11 protein-coding genes are annotated in these 16,902 nt (G+C 70.6%); 10 read left to right on the plus strand and 1 reads right to left on the minus strand.

Going from position 1 to position 16,902, the window contains the following annotated elements; genetic code table 11:
• Positions 1-87: 87 nt before the first annotated feature.
• From RWH44_RS13120 to RWH44_RS13165, 10 genes are all read left to right on the plus strand, one after another.
• Positions 88-1,410 (plus strand): M20/M25/M40 family metallo-hydrolase, encoded by a 1,323-nt coding sequence (locus RWH44_RS13120; protein ID WP_316004902.1) that lies wholly within the window; start codon positions 88-90, stop codon positions 1,408-1,410.
• A gap of 129 nt (positions 1,411-1,539) precedes the next feature.
• Positions 1,540-2,565: a LacI family DNA-binding transcriptional regulator gene (locus tag RWH44_RS13125; protein ID WP_316004903.1), complete on the plus strand. Its 1,026-nt coding sequence runs from the start codon at positions 1,540-1,542 to the stop codon at positions 2,563-2,565.
• 317 nt (positions 2,566-2,882) lie between these two features.
• Positions 2,883-3,986, plus strand: coding sequence for a multiple monosaccharide ABC transporter substrate-binding protein (chvE, locus tag RWH44_RS13130; RefSeq protein WP_316004969.1), 1,104 nt, complete (start codon positions 2,883-2,885; stop codon positions 3,984-3,986).
• Positions 3,987-4,093: 107 nt separating this feature from the next.
• Positions 4,094-5,620: a multiple monosaccharide ABC transporter ATP-binding protein gene (gene mmsA / locus RWH44_RS13135; RefSeq protein ID WP_298874211.1), complete on the plus strand. Its 1,527-nt coding sequence runs from the start codon at positions 4,094-4,096 to the stop codon at positions 5,618-5,620.
• A complete protein-coding gene (mmsB, locus tag RWH44_RS13140) occupies positions 5,607-6,878 on the plus strand; it encodes a multiple monosaccharide ABC transporter permease (protein WP_316004904.1) in 1,272 nt (423 codons plus the stop codon). The genes mmsA and mmsB overlap by 14 nt, the downstream gene beginning before the upstream one ends.
• A gap of 131 nt (positions 6,879-7,009) precedes the next feature.
• A complete protein-coding gene (locus tag RWH44_RS13145) occupies positions 7,010-8,197 on the plus strand; it encodes a Fic family protein (RefSeq protein WP_316004905.1) in 1,188 nt (395 codons plus the stop codon).
• Between the two features lie 153 nt (positions 8,198-8,350).
• Positions 8,351-9,541 carry a substrate-binding domain-containing protein gene (locus tag RWH44_RS13150; RefSeq protein ID WP_316004906.1) on the plus strand — a complete coding sequence of 397 codons (1,191 nt, stop codon included), beginning with the start codon at positions 8,351-8,353 and terminating at the stop codon, positions 9,539-9,541.
• A gap of 81 nt (positions 9,542-9,622) precedes the next feature.
• Positions 9,623-10,945, plus strand: coding sequence for a sensor histidine kinase (locus RWH44_RS13155; protein WP_316004907.1), 1,323 nt, complete (start codon positions 9,623-9,625; stop codon positions 10,943-10,945).
• Positions 10,933-11,598 carry a LuxR C-terminal-related transcriptional regulator gene (locus RWH44_RS13160; protein WP_316004908.1) on the plus strand — a complete coding sequence of 222 codons (666 nt, stop codon included), beginning with the start codon at positions 10,933-10,935 and terminating at the stop codon, positions 11,596-11,598. The genes RWH44_RS13155 and RWH44_RS13160 overlap by 13 nt, the downstream gene beginning before the upstream one ends.
• Positions 11,595-12,437 carry a hypothetical protein gene (locus RWH44_RS13165; protein ID WP_316004909.1) on the plus strand — a complete coding sequence of 281 codons (843 nt, stop codon included), beginning with the start codon at positions 11,595-11,597 and terminating at the stop codon, positions 12,435-12,437. The genes RWH44_RS13160 and RWH44_RS13165 overlap by 4 nt, the downstream gene beginning before the upstream one ends.
• Before the next feature lie 70 nt (positions 12,438-12,507).
• Here RWH44_RS13165 and RWH44_RS13170 read toward each other — a convergent pair whose 3' ends face one another.
• Positions 12,508-16,809, minus strand: coding sequence for a DUF3418 domain-containing protein (locus tag RWH44_RS13170; RefSeq protein ID WP_316004910.1), 4,302 nt, complete (start codon positions 16,807-16,809; stop codon positions 12,508-12,510).
• Positions 16,810-16,902: the final 93 nt, after the last annotated feature.

The raw sequence follows: 16,902 nt of genomic DNA on the forward strand, positions 1-16,902 counted from the left end.
GGCCGGGGCGCGGATAAGGCGTCGACGGAGACCGGACGCCCCGCCGAGCGCGCGGGGTCGCCCCCGCGGCCGCTCTAGGCTCGTCGCATGACGCCCGTCGAGCGCTTCCGCGAGCTGCTGTCCGTCCCCACCGTCTCCCGAGCCGATCCGGCCGAGGTGGACGACGACGCATTCGTGCTCTTCCGCGCCACGCTCGAGCGTCTCTACCCCCTCACGCACGCGCATCTCGAGCGCGAGGTCGTCGCCGGACACTCGCTGCTCTACCGCTGGCGGGGCGCCTCGCCCGAGGCCCCGCTGCTGCTCCTCGCCCACCAGGACGTCGTCCCCGTCGACGGGCAGTCCTGGCGTCACGACCCCTTTGCCGCCGACGTCGAGGGGGAGGGGGCGGATGCCACGATCCACGCCCGCGGGGCGATCGACGACAAGGGAGCGCTCGTCGCCGTCTTCGAGGCGGTCGAGGAGGCGCTCTCCGAGGGCGTCGTGCCGCGCACCGACGTCTGGCTCGCCTTCGGTCACGACGAGGAGACACGGGGGACCGGGGCCCGCGCGATGGCGCGGATCCTCGCGGAGCGGGGAGTGCGCCCGGCTCTGGTGCTCGACGAGGGCGGGGCGGTCGTCGACGGCGCGGTTCCCGGGGTCGCGGCGCCGACGGCGATGATCGGGGTCGCCGAGCGCGGGGTCGCCACTTTCGACCTCGTCACGCGCGAGGCGGGCGGGCACGCGTCGACGCCTCCGCCGATGCCGGCCACCGCGCGGCTCGCGCGCGCCGTCGACCGCCTTCGGCGCCGCCCGTTCCCGCGTCGTCTCGCTCCTCCCGTGCACGCGATGCTCGCGACCGCCGCGGCCCACGTCGCCGAGCCGCTGGCCTCGGCGTTCCGCCGCCCGCGGCTCTCGGCGCCCCTGCTCACCGCCGTGCTGTCGGCCCTCGGCCCCGAGACCAACGCCCTCGTGCGCACGACCGCCGTGGTCACGCGGCTGGAGGGCTCGCCGGGTGACAACGTACTCGCCACCACCGCGCGGGCGAGCGTCAACGTGCGACTGCTCACCGGTGACACCCTCGCCGACGCGGCGATCCATCTGCGCCGAGCGGTGCGCGACCCCCTCGTCGACATCGAGCTGCGTCACGGCGACGATCCCTCTCCGGTGTCGCCGTGGCGCGGGGCGTCGTGGCGGCGACTGTCGCGGGCCGTCGCCGACGCGCTCGGCGACGACGTCGTGCCCCTGCCGTACCTGCAGTTGGGGGCGAGCGACAGCCGCTTCTACACCGGGCTGACGGATGCCGTTTACCGCTTCGCCCCGTTCCACCTCACGCGCTCCGAGCGCGACGCCCTGCACGCCCCCGACGAGCGCATCCGCGTGGACGTGTGGCTGCGCGGCATCCGGTTCTACGGCGCCCTGCTGCGTTCCTGAGCGGCGTCAGACGGGTCGTCAGGACGGCCGCACCCACGGCGGGACACGACGGGAGGGCGATCGCCGCCGCGTCGGCTATCCTCGTGTGACCGGTCACGCAACCGCGCGCGACCCGCAATGAGGCGGCTGATGAGCGACACCGACATCCCGGAGACCACGGGGCGCGCCCCGAGCATCCGCGACGTCGCGCGGCTCGCGGGGGTGTCGTACCAGACCGTCTCGCGGGTCATCAACAACAGCTCGGCGCTGCGCCCCGAGACCGCCGCGAAGGTGCGCTCCGCCATCGCGGAGTTGAAGTTCGTGCCGAATCAGGCGGCGCGCGCCCTCGCCACCAGCCGGTCCAAGCTAATCGGCGTGCTGGGCCCCCGCACCCCCACGCACGGCGTCGCCTCGATGGTGCAGGCGATCGAGTCGGCCGCGCGCGCTGCCGGGTACCGGCTGACGATCACCAATCTCGCCACGAGCGCCCCCGACGACGTGAGGTCCTCGATCGACCACCTCATGCAGCAGTCGATCGAGGGATTGATCGCCGTCGCGCCGCAGACGCGGGTGGTCCCGATCCTCGACGAGCTGAAGCTCCCCGTGCCCGTGCAGATCGTCGCCTCCACCGGGACCGCGACGTCGCACAACGACCAGACCGCGGGTGCCCGTGCGGCCGTCCGCCACCTCATCGAGCTGGGGCACACCCGCATCCTGCACATCGCCGGCCCCCGTGACTGGGTCGAGGCCGATCACCGCATGCGGGGCTATCTCGCCGAGATGGATGCCAACGACCTCTCGCCCCGTCCACCGGTGCTGGGTGACTGGACCGCGCAGTTCGGGTTCGAGGCCGGTCTCGAACTACTGCGCACCGAGGATGCCACCGCGGTCTTCGCCGGCAACGACCATATGGCGCTCGGGTTCATGCATGCCGTTCGGGCCATAGGTCGCTCCGTGCCCGAGGACATCTCGGTGGTGGGCTTCGACGACGTTCCGGAATCCGCGCACCTCTGGCCCCCGTTGACGACCGTCCGCCAGGACTTCGTCGGCATCGGGACCCGCGCGATGACCGACCTCCTCGCCGCCCTGGGCGAGGCGACGGGCGACGAGGCGACGTCGGAGCCGGCTCAGCTGCGCCTCATCGTGCGCTCGTCCACCGCCCCGCCCTCGCGCTGACTACGTCACGTTTCGGCAACGGCTGGTCGGTGATCGCGTCGGGACTTGACAGCTTCCGCCAGCGGAGGGGTAGCATCACACACACAATGTGAACGGTCACATGACCGGTCGCACAGGCCGACGGGACTCGCTGCGGAGCGGATCCGTCGAGACGAAGAAGTTTCGAACGACGCGGGAGAGCCGCCTCGCCGAACGGCTTCGTTTCGCCCCGCCGGTCTCTGCGCCCGGCCGGTGCGTCGCTCGCTGAAGCGGTGGGCTCCATGGGGAGAGACCGCGCCACATACCCAACGGAGGGAACCAGAGTGAAGAAGCACAGCATGCTCAAGGCGGTCGCGGGAGCGGGCGTCCTCGCGCTCGGCATCGGCCTCGCCGGTTGCGCGGGAGACCGCACCGGCGCCGGCAGCGGAGACTCGCAGGAGGCCGGCGGCACCATCGGCGTCGCCATGCCCACGCAGCAGTCCGAGCGGTGGATCGCCGACGGCAACAACGTCAAGTCGCAGCTCGAGGAGCTCGGCTACCAGGTCGACCTGCAGTACGCGAACGACGACATCCCCACCCAGGTCTCGCAGATCGAGAACATGATCACCACGGGCGCCAAGGCCCTGATCATCGCTTCGATCGACGGCACCACGCTCACCGACGTGCTGCAGCAGGCCAAGGACGCGAACATCCCCGTCATCGCGTACGACCGCCTCATCAACGGCACCGAGAACGTGGACTACTACACGACGTTCGACAACTACAAGGTCGGCGTGCAGCAGGCCACCTCGCTCCTCACCGGCCTGGGTGTCCTCGACGCCTCGGGCAAGGAGACCGGCGCTGCCGGCCCCTTCAACGTCGAGCTGTTCGCCGGTAGCCCCGACGACAACAACGCCACGTTCTTCTGGAAGGGTGCCATCGACACCCTGCAGCCGTACCTGGACAAGGGCACGCTCGTCGTCCCCTCCGGCCAGACCGAGTTCGGCCAGGCGGCCATCCTCCGCTGGCTGCCCGAGACGGCGCAGAAGCGCATGGAGAACATCCTCACCGTCATCGGCGGCACCAAGCTCAACGGTGTGCTCTCGCCCTACGACGGCCTGTCGATCGGCATCATCTCGGCCCTCACCTCGGGCGGCTACTCGGCCAGCGACCTGCCCGTCATCACCGGTCAGGACGCCGAGGTCGGCTCGATCAAGTCGATCATCGCCGGTGAGCAGTACTCGACGATCTTCAAGGACACGCGCGAGCTCGCCAAGCAGGCCGTGACCATGGTCGACGACATCCGCAAGGGCGAGGAGCCCGAGGTCAACGACACCGAGACCTACGACAACGGCGAGAAGGTCGTTCCGTCGTACCTGCTCGAGTCGACGATCGTGACGAAGGACAACTACAAGGAGATCCTGGTCGACAGCGGCTACTACTCCGAGTCCGACCTGGGCTGATCGCCCGGGAGGCCCCGGTCTCCCACCCGCCTCCGGCGCCCGCCCCACCATTCCGACCGGCCACGAGCCGGTTCTGCAAGGAGGACCTCGTGAGCACCATCCTCGAGATGCGCTCGATCACCAAGGAGTTCCCCGGCGTCATCGCGCTCGCCGACGTGTCGCTGACCGTCGAGCGCGGGACGGTTCACGCCATCTGCGGCGAGAACGGCGCCGGCAAGTCGACCCTCATGAAGGTGCTCAGCGGTGTGTATCCCGCGGGCGACTACCGCGGTGAGATCGTCTTCGACGGCCAGACCGTCGAGTTCAAGGACATCCGCGACAGCGAAGCGGCCGGCATCGTCATCATCCACCAGGAGCTCGCCCTGAGCCCCTACCTCTCGATCGCCGAGAACATCTTCCTCGGCAACGAGATCACCCACCGCGGTCTCATCGACTGGGATGCCACGAACCGCGAGGCCTCGAAGCTGCTCGCGCGCGTGGGACTCGGCGACAGCCCCGACGTGCCGGTGAACGAGATCGGCGTCGGCAAGCAGCAGCTCGTCGAGATCGCCAAGGCGCTGTCGAAGGACGTCAAGCTCCTCATCCTCGACGAGCCGACCGCGGCTCTCAACGACGACGACTCCGAGCACCTGCTCGATCTGATCCGCCACCTCCGCGGCCAGGGCATCACCTGCATCATCATCAGCCACAAGCTCAACGAGATCCGCGCGATCGCGGACGAGGTCACGATCATCCGTGACGGTCGCACCATCGAGACGCTCGACGTCGCGACCGGCGGCACGAGCGAAGACCGCATCATCCGCGGCATGGTCGGCCGTGAGCTCGAGAACCGCTACCCCGACCGCGACGTGGAGATCGGCGAAGAGGTCCTGCGCATCGAAGACTGGAACGTCAGCCACCCCACGGATGCCACCCGCACCGTCATCCATCAGGCCAACCTGAACGTGCGCGCCGGCGAGGTCGTCGGCATCGCGGGCCTCATGGGCGCCGGACGCACGGAGCTGGCGATGAGCGTCTTCGGCAAGAGCTTCGGCTCGCGGATCTCCGGCAACGTCTACATCCGCGGGCAGAAGGCCGACACCTCGACCGTCCCCGCGGCGATCCGCAGCGGCCTGGCGTACGTGACCGAGGACCGCAAGGGTGCCGGTCTCAACCTCATCGACACGATCAAGCGCAACATCTCGCTGGCCGGGATGCGCAAGCTCGTCAAGGGCGGCTGGGTCGACGGCGACGAGGAGTACCTGGTCGCCAATCGCTACCGCAAGTCGATGAACATCAAGGCGCCCAGCGTCGATGTGGTCGTGGGCAAGCTCTCGGGCGGCAACCAGCAGAAGGTCGTGCTGTCGCAGTGGCTGTTCTCCGACCCCGAGGTGCTCATCCTCGACGAGCCCACCCGCGGCATCGACGTCGGTGCCAAGTACGAGATCTACACGATCATCAACTCCCTCGCGGCGCAGGGGAAGGGGGTGCTCGTCATCTCCTCGGAGCTGCCCGAGCTCCTCGGCATCTGCGACCGCATCTACACCCTCAGCGAAGGCCACATCACCGGCCAGCTGCCCATCGAAGAGGCCACCCCGGAGGCCCTCATGGTGCTCATGACGAAGGAAAAGGAAGCCGACCATGTCAGCGCTTGACAACACCGTGACCCCGCAGGGTCCCGCAACGCCGAAGGGCCCCGTCGGCGGTGGCGCCGGTAGTGGCAGTGGTGCCGGCGGCATCGTGCAGTTCTTCACGTCGCGCCTGCGCGAGATCGGCATCTTCATCGCGCTGATCGTCATCGTGCTGCTGTTCCAGGCCCTCACCGGCGGGCGCCTGCTCACCGCGGGCAACGTGTCGAACATCATCGTCCAGAACAGCTACATCCTGATCCTCGCGATCGGCATGGTGATGATCATCATCGCCGGCCACATCGACCTCTCGGTGGGATCGGTCGCGGCCTTCGTCGGCGCCGTCTCCGGCGTGCTGATCGTGCAGTGGGGCCTGCCCTGGTGGCTCGGCATCCTGCTCTCGCTCGTGCTCGGCGCGGTGGTCGGCATGTGGCAGGGCTTCTGGGTGGCGTACATCGGCATCCCGGCGTTCATCGTGACCCTGGCGGGCATGCTCCTGTTCCGAGGCCTCACGCAGATGACCCTCGGCAACACGCAGATCACGCCCTTCCCGACCGAGTACCGCCAGCTCGGCGGCGGGTACCTGTTCCCCGACCTCTTCCCGGCGTCCAGCTCGCCGGCGGAGTGGATCACGGTCGCCCTCGGCGTGCTCACCCTCGTGCTCTTCGTCGCGTCGCAGGTGCGTCAGCGCGCCAAGCGCGCGGCCCTGGAACTGCAGAACGAGCCGACCGCGGCGTTCCTGGTGAAGGTCATCGGCGGCGGCGCCCTCATCGCGTACCTGACCTACCTGCTGGGTGTCGCGCCCGGATCGCGCGGCACGCCCATCGTGCTCGTCGTGCTGGCGCTGCTCATCATCGGGTACTCGACCGTCATGAGCCGCAGCGTCTTCGGTCGCCACATCTACGCCATCGGCGGCAACCGCACCGCCGCGAAGCTCTCGGGCATCAACACCCGTCGCGTAGACTTCATGCTCTTCGTGAACATGGGCGTTCTCGCGGCCCTCGCCGGCATCGTCTTCACGGGTCGACTCAACTCCGCGGGCCCCGGCGCCGGAAACCTGTTCGAGCTGGATGCCATCGCCGCATCCTTCATCGGTGGTGCCGCCGTCCAGGGTGGTGTCGGTCGCGTGGTCGGCGCGATCGCCGGTGGTCTGGTCATGGGTGTGCTCAACAACGGCATGTCGCTCATGGGCATCTCGACCGACGTGCAGCAGTTCATCAAGGGTCTCGTGCTGCTGCTGGCCGTGGCCTTCGACGTGTGGAACAAGAACCGCACCCGCGGTTGAGTCCCGCTCCGTCCGCAACGCCCCGTCGCCTCGTGCGGCGGGGCGTTGCCTGTTTCCGGGGGATCGTCGCGCTAGTCGCGCGGACAACAGCAAGGACAGCCAGATGGACAAAAAAGGGGTACGATATTGATATGCCCGAGCCTCGCCGCTATCTGACGACCCATCCCTGGCTGACCTTCACCCTTGACCTCGGTCGTTTGGGGTTTCGCACGTGGCTCTTGCTCGGCGAGGCTGACTCCAAGTGTCAACACCTCGCGGGCGCCCCGCTGACTCCCGATGTGGCAGCGGAAATGCATTCTGTCTACCTCAGCAAGGGGATTCACGGCACGACAAGCATCGAGGGCAACACGCTTTCTGAGCACGAAGTGCGGCTTCGCATCGACGGAGACCTGCCACTCCCTCGCTCGCGAGAGTATCTCGGAACGGAAATCGACGCGGTTCTCGAGTTGTGCAACGAGCTGGCGCTCGATGTTGCGGATGGTCGGACGCCGGGACTCAGTGTCGCCAGGATTAAGGAATTCAATCGGCGCCTGCTGGACGGGCAGCCGGCGAAGGAGGATGTCACACCGGGGCAGACCCGGGCGCATAGTGTCACGGTAGGTATCAGTTCCTATCGCGGCGCCCCTGCAGAGGATTGTGATCATCTTCTGGAAAAGATGGTCGACTGGCTGAACGGGATGCAAGCGCCGGAAAATCAGCCGGAACTCCGCTTCCCATTGGCAGTTCTCAAAGCTGTCCTTGCTCATCTCTACATCGCCTGGATCCACCCCTTCGGCGATGGAAACGGCAGGACTGCGCGACTCATCGAGTTTCAATTGATGATCGAGGCGGGTGCGCCGACGCCGGCGGCCCATCTTCTCTCTAACCACTACAACCGCACGCGCGAGGCCTACCTGGTTGAGCTGGACCGAACGAGCCGTGCTCCCGGGTTCCCCGTCGAAGGATTCATCCAGTACGCGCTTCAAGGCTTCGTCGATGAATTGCGTGATCAGATCGGCGTCGTCCGTGCTCATCAGAAGGATGTGATGTGGCAGAAGATCGTTCACGACAAGTACCGAGACGAGGACACCCCGGCCAAACGGCGGCAGCGTCATCTTGTCTTGGACATGCCTGCGGGTGTTGTGGTTCCCCGAGCCAAGCTCCGTGAAGTGAGTACTCGAGTCGTCGGAGAGTATGTCGGCTCCGGCTCCAAGACCCTCACCAGGGATATCAATGAGCTGGTGAGTCGAGAACTCATCGTCCGCAAGGGCGGGGGGTTTCTCGCCAACCGCGCCATCGTCGATGCATTCTTGCCGCTCACCCTGGGGCGGCCGGACTAAACACTCTCATCAAGGGTCTCGTGCTGCTGCTGGCCGTGGCCTTCGACGTGTGGAACAAGAACCGCACCCGCGGTTGAGCCTCGCTCCGTCCGCAACGCCCCGTCGCCTCGTGCGGCGGGGCGTTGCCGCGTTCCGTGGGGGAGGATGGATCGGATGACACCTTCCCGAGCCCTCCGTGCGGCCGCCGTTCTCGTCGCCGTGACGGTCGGTCTCATCGCCTGCGCCCCGGCGCGCGCGACCGCGCCCGGCTCGAGCGACGGCGCGGGCGTCATCGGGGTGGCGTTGCCGACGACGGCCGACGCGGTGTGGAGCCGCGGAGCGGACGCACTGAGCCGCGAGCTCACCGCGCGCGGGTATCGCGTCGACCTGCAGTTCGCCGCCTCCGACGCGCGCACCCAGGCCGCCCAGGTGCGCAACATGCTCACGAAGAGCGTGGATGCCGTGATCGTCGCGCCGTTGGCATCCGGTGACCTGTCGACGTCGGTCGCCGCCGCCGACGAGACGGGGGTACCGGTCATCGCGTTCGGGCGGTCGCTCGAGGGCTTCGGCGTCGCCGGGGCGATCGCGTTCGACCCGGCCGCGCTCGGGCGCGCGCAGGCGCAGGCTCTGCTCGCCGACCTCGCCGATGCGCCCACCGTCGAGGAGGTGTCGCCGAGCCCGACCCCGTCGCCGACGACGTCCGACGCGACGGGCCTCGTCCCGATCGAGGAGCCGGGTACGGCGCGGGTCGCCGTGCTGAGCGCCTCGGAGTCCGACGCCTGGGAGAGCGCGCGATACGAGGCCGCGATGGCCGCTCTGCAGTCGGCGATCGAGGCGGGTCGCATCGAGATCGTGTCGGGGGCGACGCGCGATGCCGCCCTCGTCGACGGCGACACCGCCGAGGGACAGGCCGGCGCGGCCGAGAAGCGCGTCCGAGCGCTCCGGGAGGGTGCGCTGGACGAGGTGCCCACGGCGGTGCTCGCTCTCGGCGACGCGGTGACGCGCGGCGTCGTGACCGCGCTCACGACCGACCCGCCCGAGGCCGACGGCGAGACCGCCTCGCCGACCCCCTCGCCCGCCGCGACCGACGGCGGTGCCGACGCCGGGCCCGCCCTCGCTCCGCTCGTCGTCGGATCCGGCGCCGACCCGCTGACCGTGCGAGCGCTGCGCGACGGCGACCTCGACGCCGCCGTCTTCGCCGATCCGCGGGCGCTCGTGTCCGCGACCGCCGACGCCGTCGAGGCGGTGCTCGACGATCGCGACGTTCCCGTCGAGGCCGCGGACGAGGTGTCGCCGAGCATCTTGCGCGCCGACGACGTCGAAGAGCTGATCGCCTCCGGCTGGATCTCGGCCGACGAGCTCTGACGGCGCCTTTCGGGTTATCCCGAAGCGGCGCGGGGGCTGACCGGGCGGTGCTCGCGCCGGCCGCGCCCTAGCGTGGACCGCATGACCACGGCATCCGTTCTCCCGCCTCCTCCGCCGGCTCCCGGCGCGCCCGTCGACACCGCCCCGCCGACGAGCGGCGTGCCGGAGAAGGTGCGCGTCGCCTCTCCGGGCCGCGTCGCCGCGGCGGTCGCCCACCTGGCCGCGTTGGGCGTGATCGGGCCGGCCGTCTTCACGGGGCTCTTCAGCCTGCTGGGCTCGGGTTTCGGTCTGCTCGCCGCGCTGCTGGCGGGCGTGATCGTGCTCGTCGTCTTCGTCTACGCGCTCTTCGCCGTCGCCTGGTTCGAGCGGGCGCGCGTCGACGGGCTCTACGGCCTGGGGCTTGCGCCGCTGCGGCCGCGCCGGAGTGCGAAGCCGGGCTTCGTCGGGGTGCTGCACTCGATCTGGCTGCAGGCCATCGATCCGCTGCAGTGGCGGGCGGTGGCGTCGTTCTCGATCGCGACCGTGATGGGGCTCGTGACGGTGACCGCCCTCGCCGGACTCGCGTGGGGCCTCGCCCTGGTCGTCAGTCCGATCTTCGGGTGGTCGAACACCCGGTTCCTCGACCTGATCCCGCTGCAGGGTGCCGCGGTTCCGCTCGGGGGCGCCGTCGCGATCCTCGTCGCGATCGCCGCCGTCATCGGCCTCGCGATCCTCGACGGCGTCATCGTGCGGGCGATCTTCGTCCCCTCGCGTGAGGCGCAGCTCGTCGAGCAGGCCCGCACCTCCGATACCCGCCGGGCGGGAGCGGTGCGCGCGGCCGAGGTCGAGCGCACGCGCATCGAGCGCGATCTGCACGACGGCGTCCAGCCGCGCCTGGTCTCGATCGGCATGACGCTGGGCCTCGCGCAGACCAAGATCGACGACGACCCCGAGGCCGCCAAGGCGCTCGTGGCCGAGGCGCACGCCTCGACCAAGTCGGCCATCACCGAACTGCGGCAGCTCGCCCGCGGCATCCACGCCTCGGTGCTCGAGGATCGGGGCCTGGATGCCGCCCTCTCGGCGCTCGCGTCGCGCTCGCACATCCCCGTGACCCTCGACGTGCGGCTGCCCCGCCGCTGCGGACGCGCCGCCGAGGAAGCGGTCTACTTCGCGATCGCGGAGACCCTCACCAACGCCGCCAAGCACTCCCGCGCCGCGGCGTGCCGCGTCGACGTACGGGTGCGCGACGACGGCTCGTTGTGGGCCCGCGTCGAGGACGACGGGCTCGGCGGAGCGCGGGTCGTGCCCGGCGGCGGGCTCGACGGCATCGTCAACCGCGTGACGGCCGCGGGTGGCACCGCCCGCATCGACAGCCCCCAGGGCGGACCGACCACCGTGGAGGTGAACGTCCCGTGCGCATCCTGATCTGCGAGGACTCCGTGCTGCTGCGCGAGGGACTCGTGCGCCTTCTCGCCGACGACGGCCACGAGGTGGTCGCGGCCCTGCCCGACGCGAACGGCCTGGAGGCCGCGGTCGCCGAAACGGCGCCGGAGCTGTGCATCCTCGACGTGCGGCTGCCGCCGACGTGGACCGACGAGGGCATCCGCGCCGCGATCGCGCTGCGGTCCCGGCATCCGGGACTCGCCGTGCTCGTGCTGTCGCAGTACGTCGAGGAGCGCTACGCGAGCGACCTGATCGCCGACGGCCAGGGGGCCTTGGGCTACCTGCTCAAGGACCGGGTGGCCGACGTCGCCGACTTCCTCGCGGCCGTCGCATCCATCGCCGCCGGCGCCACCGTGCTCGACCCGGAGGTCGTGGCGCAGCTGCTCACCCGGCGGCGACGCGATGAACGCCTGCAGAGCCTGACCGAGCGCGAGCGGGCCGTGCTGGCGCTGATCGCGGAGGGGCGCTCGAACCAGGCCATCGCCGCCGCGCTGTTCGTCAGCGAGGCGAGCGTCGAGAAGTACATCACCGCCATCTTCACCAAGCTCGGCCTGGAACAGGACGAGACCGGCAACCGCCGCGTCATCGCCGCCCTCGTGCACCTGGGCCACGATCACACCGGAGCGACCTCATGACCACGCAGGCCCCCTTCTCCGCCCCCGCCGCCCCCTTCGCCGCCCCCGAGCCGCCCCGCCGTCGCGGCGCCGCTCTCGCGGTGTCGGTCGTCACGATCGTGGTCGGCGCGTGCGTCGCGCTCGGCACGATCGCCGGCACCGGGGCATCGGCCGTCGTGGTGTTGCGCGACGCCGATCGCGGCTCCGTCCGCGTGGACGACACGGCACGGGCGGTCGGGTCGCTCGACGTCGACGTCACCGGGGGAGCGCTGACGATCGCGTACGGCGACGTCGAGAACGCGCGGCTCGACGCGACGAGCGGGCGGGCGGGATGGACGTTCGAGCGCCGCGGAGACGCCCTGCGCGTCGCCTCGCCGAACGGGACGTTCGTGGGCTGGGGATCGGGATCATCCGCCACGATCACGCTCCCGCTGGACTGGGCGACCACCGGTCCCGGCGTCGACGCGCAGATCAGCGGTGGCACGCTCGACCTCCAGGGCGAGTACGGCACCGTGTCGATCAGAGTGGCCGGGGGGACCGCGACGCTCGACGGCGCCGCGGCCGACCTCGACCTGTCGGTCTCGGGAGGATCGGCGTCGGTGCAGCTGCGCGACGTCGGTACCGCCGCGTTCGACGTGGCCGGCGGCGAGATCACCGGTCAGCTGCGCGGATCCACCCCCGTGCGCACCGACATCGAGCTGGCGGCCGGCTCACTCGATCTGCGCCTGCCCGACGACGAGTACCGCGTGAGCGTCGACGACGGCCTGGGCTCCGTCGACAACGCCCTGCGCACCAGCGCCACGGCCACCGCCGAGGTCGACGTCACCGCGACGATGGGCGAGGTGCGCCTGCGCTCCTGAGCGTCCGGGATCGCGTGAGTCGCCAAAATCTGTCGCTTCGGGAGCCCCCGAAGCGACAGATTTTGGCGACTCACGCCCCCTTCAGCGCCTTCGTGATGCGCTGCGGCGAGACCGGCTCCGCGGTGCCGAGACGCTGGGCGAACAGGCTCACGCGCAGCTCCTCGAGCAGCCAGCGCGTCTGCACGAGGGTCGCGGGGGCGTCGTCGGGGAGGGGGATCGTGCCCCCGGCCTCGGTGAACGCGGTCGCGGAACGCTCGTACTCGGTCTGCCGCTGGCGGTCGCGGCCGGGGTTGTCCGACAGGGTCTTCACGCGCTCCAGCGCTCCCGCCAGATAGCGGGGGTAGTGCTGCAGGCGGTGAAGCCCCGTTCGCGACAGGAAGCCGGGGAAGATCAGGCCCTTCACCTGCCCCCGCACGTCGTTGAGCGCTCCCAGCAGCGTGATCGACGCGGCATCCTTCATCGCCCTCTCGACCTCGCGCTGCGCGAGCAGGATCTTGGCCGCGAGCGACACCGTCTGGAAGGTGCGCTCGACCGAGACGGCGGAGAACGCATCCCGCACGCGCTCGAAGTCGGCCTTCGTGCGCACGACACCGCTCGGCGCCTCACGCAGGAGCACGTCGTCGGCGAGGGCTACGCGCGCGTCCTCGATCAGCGCCTTCGCGTTCTGGTACGGGGATGCCGCGAGCGCCAGCTTCTCGTTCGCGGTGAGGTGGTCGAGCACGTACGTCGCGGGCGAGGGCACGGCGAGCAGCATCAGACGACGGATGCCGGCGCGGGTGTGCCGCGCGGCATCCTCCGGGGTGGCCTCCACCCGCAGAGCGACGCTGTCTGCCTCGTCGACGAGAGCCGGATAGCCGCGCACGACGCCTCCCGCGACGGGGGTGTCGACGACCTCGGTGAGCTCGTCGAGGTCCCACGTGGTGAGTTTCGTCCGGGACGCGAAGGCGGGGGAGGCCTCGGCGACCTTCGCGGCCGACCGTGGGGCGGGTCGCTCGCGCGTGACGGCGGACTCGACGCTGGAGCGGGCGCGATCGGCCAGGCGACGCTGCAGCGCCCCGAGGTCGCGGTCGCTGCCGATCGCCCGGCCGCGGGCGTCGACCGCGCGGAACGAGGGGAGCAGGTGCGCGGGAACGCGCTCGATCTCGAAATCGGCGGCGCTCACCCGCTGGTTCGCCACGCGCTGCACGAGGGCGGCGAGGGAATCGACGAGCGTCGTCTTCGGCAGACCGTTCGCGTGCTCGGGGCCCTTCTCGGCCAGTTCGGCGCTGAATTTCTCGGCCCAGTCGGCGGCCGGTACGACGTTGCGCCGAATCGTCTTGGGCAGGGCTCGCAGGAGCGCGGTCACCAGCTCGTCGCGCATGCCCGGCACCTGCCAGTCGAAGCCGTCGGGGCGCAGCTGCGCGAGCAGCGGCAGCGGCACGACGACCGTGACGCCGTCGTCGGGCGCGCCGGGCTCGAAGCGGTAGGCGAGGTTTAGCGTCTGGTCGCCCTGGCGCCAGCGCGCGGGGAAGGCGCGGTCGTCGCCCTGCGCGCGGTCGCCGGTGAGGTCGGACTCGCGCAGGTCGAGCAGATGGGGCGTGCGGGCGCTGGCGTCCTTCCACCACGTCTCGAACGAGCGCACGTCGGTGACCTCGGCCGGGATGCGGGCGTTGTAGAACGCGAACACCGCCTCGTCGCCGACGAGGATGTCGCGACGGCGCTCGCGCTCCTCGATCTTCTCGAGCAGCCGGCGCTGCTCCTGATTGCGGCGCAGGAACGCGGTGAGGCGCTTGTCGAGCACCGAGGGGTCCCACTCGCCCTCGACCAGCGCGTGTCGCACGAACATCTCGCGCGCGAGCGGGCGGTCGAAGCGCGCGAGCTGCACCCGGCGGCGGCCGACGAGCTCGACCCCGAAGAGGGTGACCTTCTCGTAGGCGGCCGCGGAGCCGGCATCCTTCGACCAGTGCGGCTCGCTCAGCGAGCGCTTCACGAGGTCGGGGGCGAGCTCCTCCGCCCACGCCGGGTCGACGGCGGCGACCGTGCGCGCGAACAGGCGCGAGGTCTCGACGAGCTCGGCGGCCATGACCGCCGAGGGGCGCTTCTTCTTCAGCCCCGAGCCCGGGAAGATCGCGAACCGCGCGCCCCGCGCCCCGATGTACTCGCCCTTCGTCGGCCGGGCGTCACCGGGGGCCTTGCGGTCCTTGGTCTGCGCGATGGTGCGGGGATCCAGGATGCCGAGGTGCGACAGCAGTCCGGACAGGATCGCGCGGTGGATCGCGTCGCCCGCGGCGTGGCCCTCTGGTGCGGCGTGCCCCTCTGAGGCCGGCCCCACGGACCCTCGTCCCCTTTCTGACGGTGCATGTCCCGAAGAGTGCGACTTCGAGCGCCCTGCACCGGCCATAAGTGGGACATGGCTCTTCGCGCCGCGCGCGGCAGCACGACCCTCGCCGGGCACGCCGTTGCCGGAGCCGCCGCGCCCGCCGGAGCCCTCGCCCGAGGCGCCCAGCGACCGCAGCTGCCGGTGCACGTCGATCCACTCGCGCACCCGCACGTAGTTGAGGTGCTCGCTGCGGCAGAGGCGCCGGAACGCGCTCGAGCCGAGCTCGGCCTGCTTCTCCTGCAGGTAGTCCCACAGGTTCAACAGCGAGAGGAAGTCGCTGGTGGGGTCGGTGAATCGTGCGTGGAAGCGATCGGCCTCCTCGCGGCGATCCTCGGGGCGCTCGCGCACGTCCTGGATCGACATGCCCGACACGATCGCGAGCACCTCGCTCGACACGTCGCCCCGGCGCGCCTCGATCAGCATGCGGGCGAAGCGCGGGTCGATCGGCAGCCGGGCGATCTCGCGACCGATCTCGGTGAGTCGGGGTCCGGTGTCGTCACGGCGCCCCCGGCGCTGTCGCGACGGGTCGCCGTCGTCGCGCACGTCGCGCTCGCGCGAGGCGTCGGTGCGCGAGGTGTCCGCGCGCGACCCGGGCGCGGGCAGCTTCACGGCGCCCAGCTCGACCAGCAGGTCAAAGGCCGCCTTCACGCCCCGCGAGTCGGGCGGGGTCAGGAACGGGAACGCCTGGATGTCACCGAAACCGAGGGAGAGCATCTGCAGGATGACGGATGCCAGCGAGGTACGCAGGATCTCGGGCTCGGTGTACTCGGGGCGACGGGTGAAGTCGTCTTCGGAGTACAGGCGGATCGCGATACCCGGCGACGTGCGGCCCGCGCGGCCCGAGCGCTGCTGCGCCGAGGCCTGCGACACGGCCTCGATCGGCAGGCGCTGGATCTTCGACCGGTTGCTGTAGCGCGAGATGCGTGCGGTGCCGGTGTCGACGACGTACCGGATGCCGGGGACCGTGAGACTCGTCTCGGCGACGTTCGTGGCGAGGATGACGCGGCGGCGCACGCCCGCGACGCTCGAGCGCTCGAAGACGCGGTGCTGCTCCGCCGCGGAGAGGCGGCCGTACAGCGGCAGCACCTCGGTGGGGGCCGCGTCTTTCTGGTACGCCCCGCGGATGGCATCCGCCGCGTCGCGGATCTCGGCCTCGCCGGGGAAGAAGACGAGTACGTCGCCCGCCGGCTCCCGGTCGAGTTCGCGCAGGGCCGCGACGACAGCCCCGACCTCGTCGACGTCGTCATCGGCGGAGCGCCCGGGCTTGCCGGCCGGCCGTGCAGAACTCCGGAGATTCGACGGCGGAGAAGCCGCGCGACCGCGAGATGACGGGGCCCCGCCGTCGTCGGCATCCGGAATCTCAGGAGTTTCGCCCGCGCCGTCGGCGCCGTCGAGCGGCCGGTACCGGATCTCGACCGGGTACGTGCGCCCCGACACCTCGATGACCGGCGCCGGCACCGGGTCGCCGCCGGGCTCGGCGGGGGGAGCGGCGAAGTGACGCGCGAAGCTCTCGGGGTCGATGGTCGCCGAGGTGACGATGACCTTGAGGTCGGGGCGCTTCGGCAGGATGCGGCGGAGGTACCCGAGCAGGAAGTCGATGTTGAGCGAGCGCTCGTGCGCCTCGTCGACGATGATCGTGTCGTAGCGGCGCAGCAGCCGGTCGCGGTGGATCTCGTTGAGCAGGATGCCGTCGGTCACCAGAGCCACGCGCGTGTCGGCCGAGACCTTGTCGGTGAAGCGCACCTTGTAGCCGACGGTGGAGCCGAGCGGCACCTGCATCTCCTCGGCGATGCGCTCGGCGATGGTGCGCGCGGCGATGCGGCGGGGCTGCGTGTGGGCGATCGAGGTGCGCCCGAGCTCGAGGCAGATCTTGGGCAGCTGGGTGGTCTTCCCCGACCCCGTTGCGCCCGCGACGATCACGACCTGGTTGTCGCGGATGGCGCGCGCGATCTCGTCCCGCGCGGCGCTGACGGGCAGCTCGGGCGGGTAGACGATGACGGGTTCGACAGACACAGCCTTCCAGCGTATCGTTCGCGGGCCGCGTGAGTCGCCAGATTCCGTCGCTTCCTGGCCCCCGCAGGCGACGAATTCCGGCGACTCACGCGA

The sequence above is a fragment of the Microbacterium phycohabitans genome, from assembly GCF_032464935.1.
In the GTDB taxonomy this organism is placed as follows: Bacteria; Actinomycetota; Actinomycetes; order Actinomycetales; family Microbacteriaceae; genus Microbacterium; species Microbacterium phycohabitans.

Coding starts and splice junctions, on each gene's coding strand:
- RWH44_RS13120 (WP_316004902.1), top strand. CDS start 88: ATGACGCCCGTCGAGCGCTTCCGCGAGCTGCTGTCCGTCCCCACCGTC.
- RWH44_RS13125 (WP_316004903.1), top strand. CDS start 1,540: ATGAGCGACACCGACATCCCGGAGACCACGGGGCGCGCCCCGAGCATC.
- chvE (WP_316004969.1), top strand. CDS start 2,883: ATGCTCAAGGCGGTCGCGGGAGCGGGCGTCCTCGCGCTCGGCATCGGC.
- mmsA (WP_298874211.1), top strand. CDS start 4,094: ATGCGCTCGATCACCAAGGAGTTCCCCGGCGTCATCGCGCTCGCCGAC.
- mmsB (WP_316004904.1), top strand. CDS start 5,607: ATGTCAGCGCTTGACAACACCGTGACCCCGCAGGGTCCCGCAACGCCG.
- RWH44_RS13145 (WP_316004905.1), top strand. CDS start 7,010: ATGCCCGAGCCTCGCCGCTATCTGACGACCCATCCCTGGCTGACCTTC.
- RWH44_RS13150 (WP_316004906.1), top strand. CDS start 8,351: ATGACACCTTCCCGAGCCCTCCGTGCGGCCGCCGTTCTCGTCGCCGTG.
- RWH44_RS13155 (WP_316004907.1), top strand. CDS start 9,623: ATGACCACGGCATCCGTTCTCCCGCCTCCTCCGCCGGCTCCCGGCGCG.
- RWH44_RS13165 (WP_316004909.1), top strand. CDS start 11,595: ATGACCACGCAGGCCCCCTTCTCCGCCCCCGCCGCCCCCTTCGCCGCC.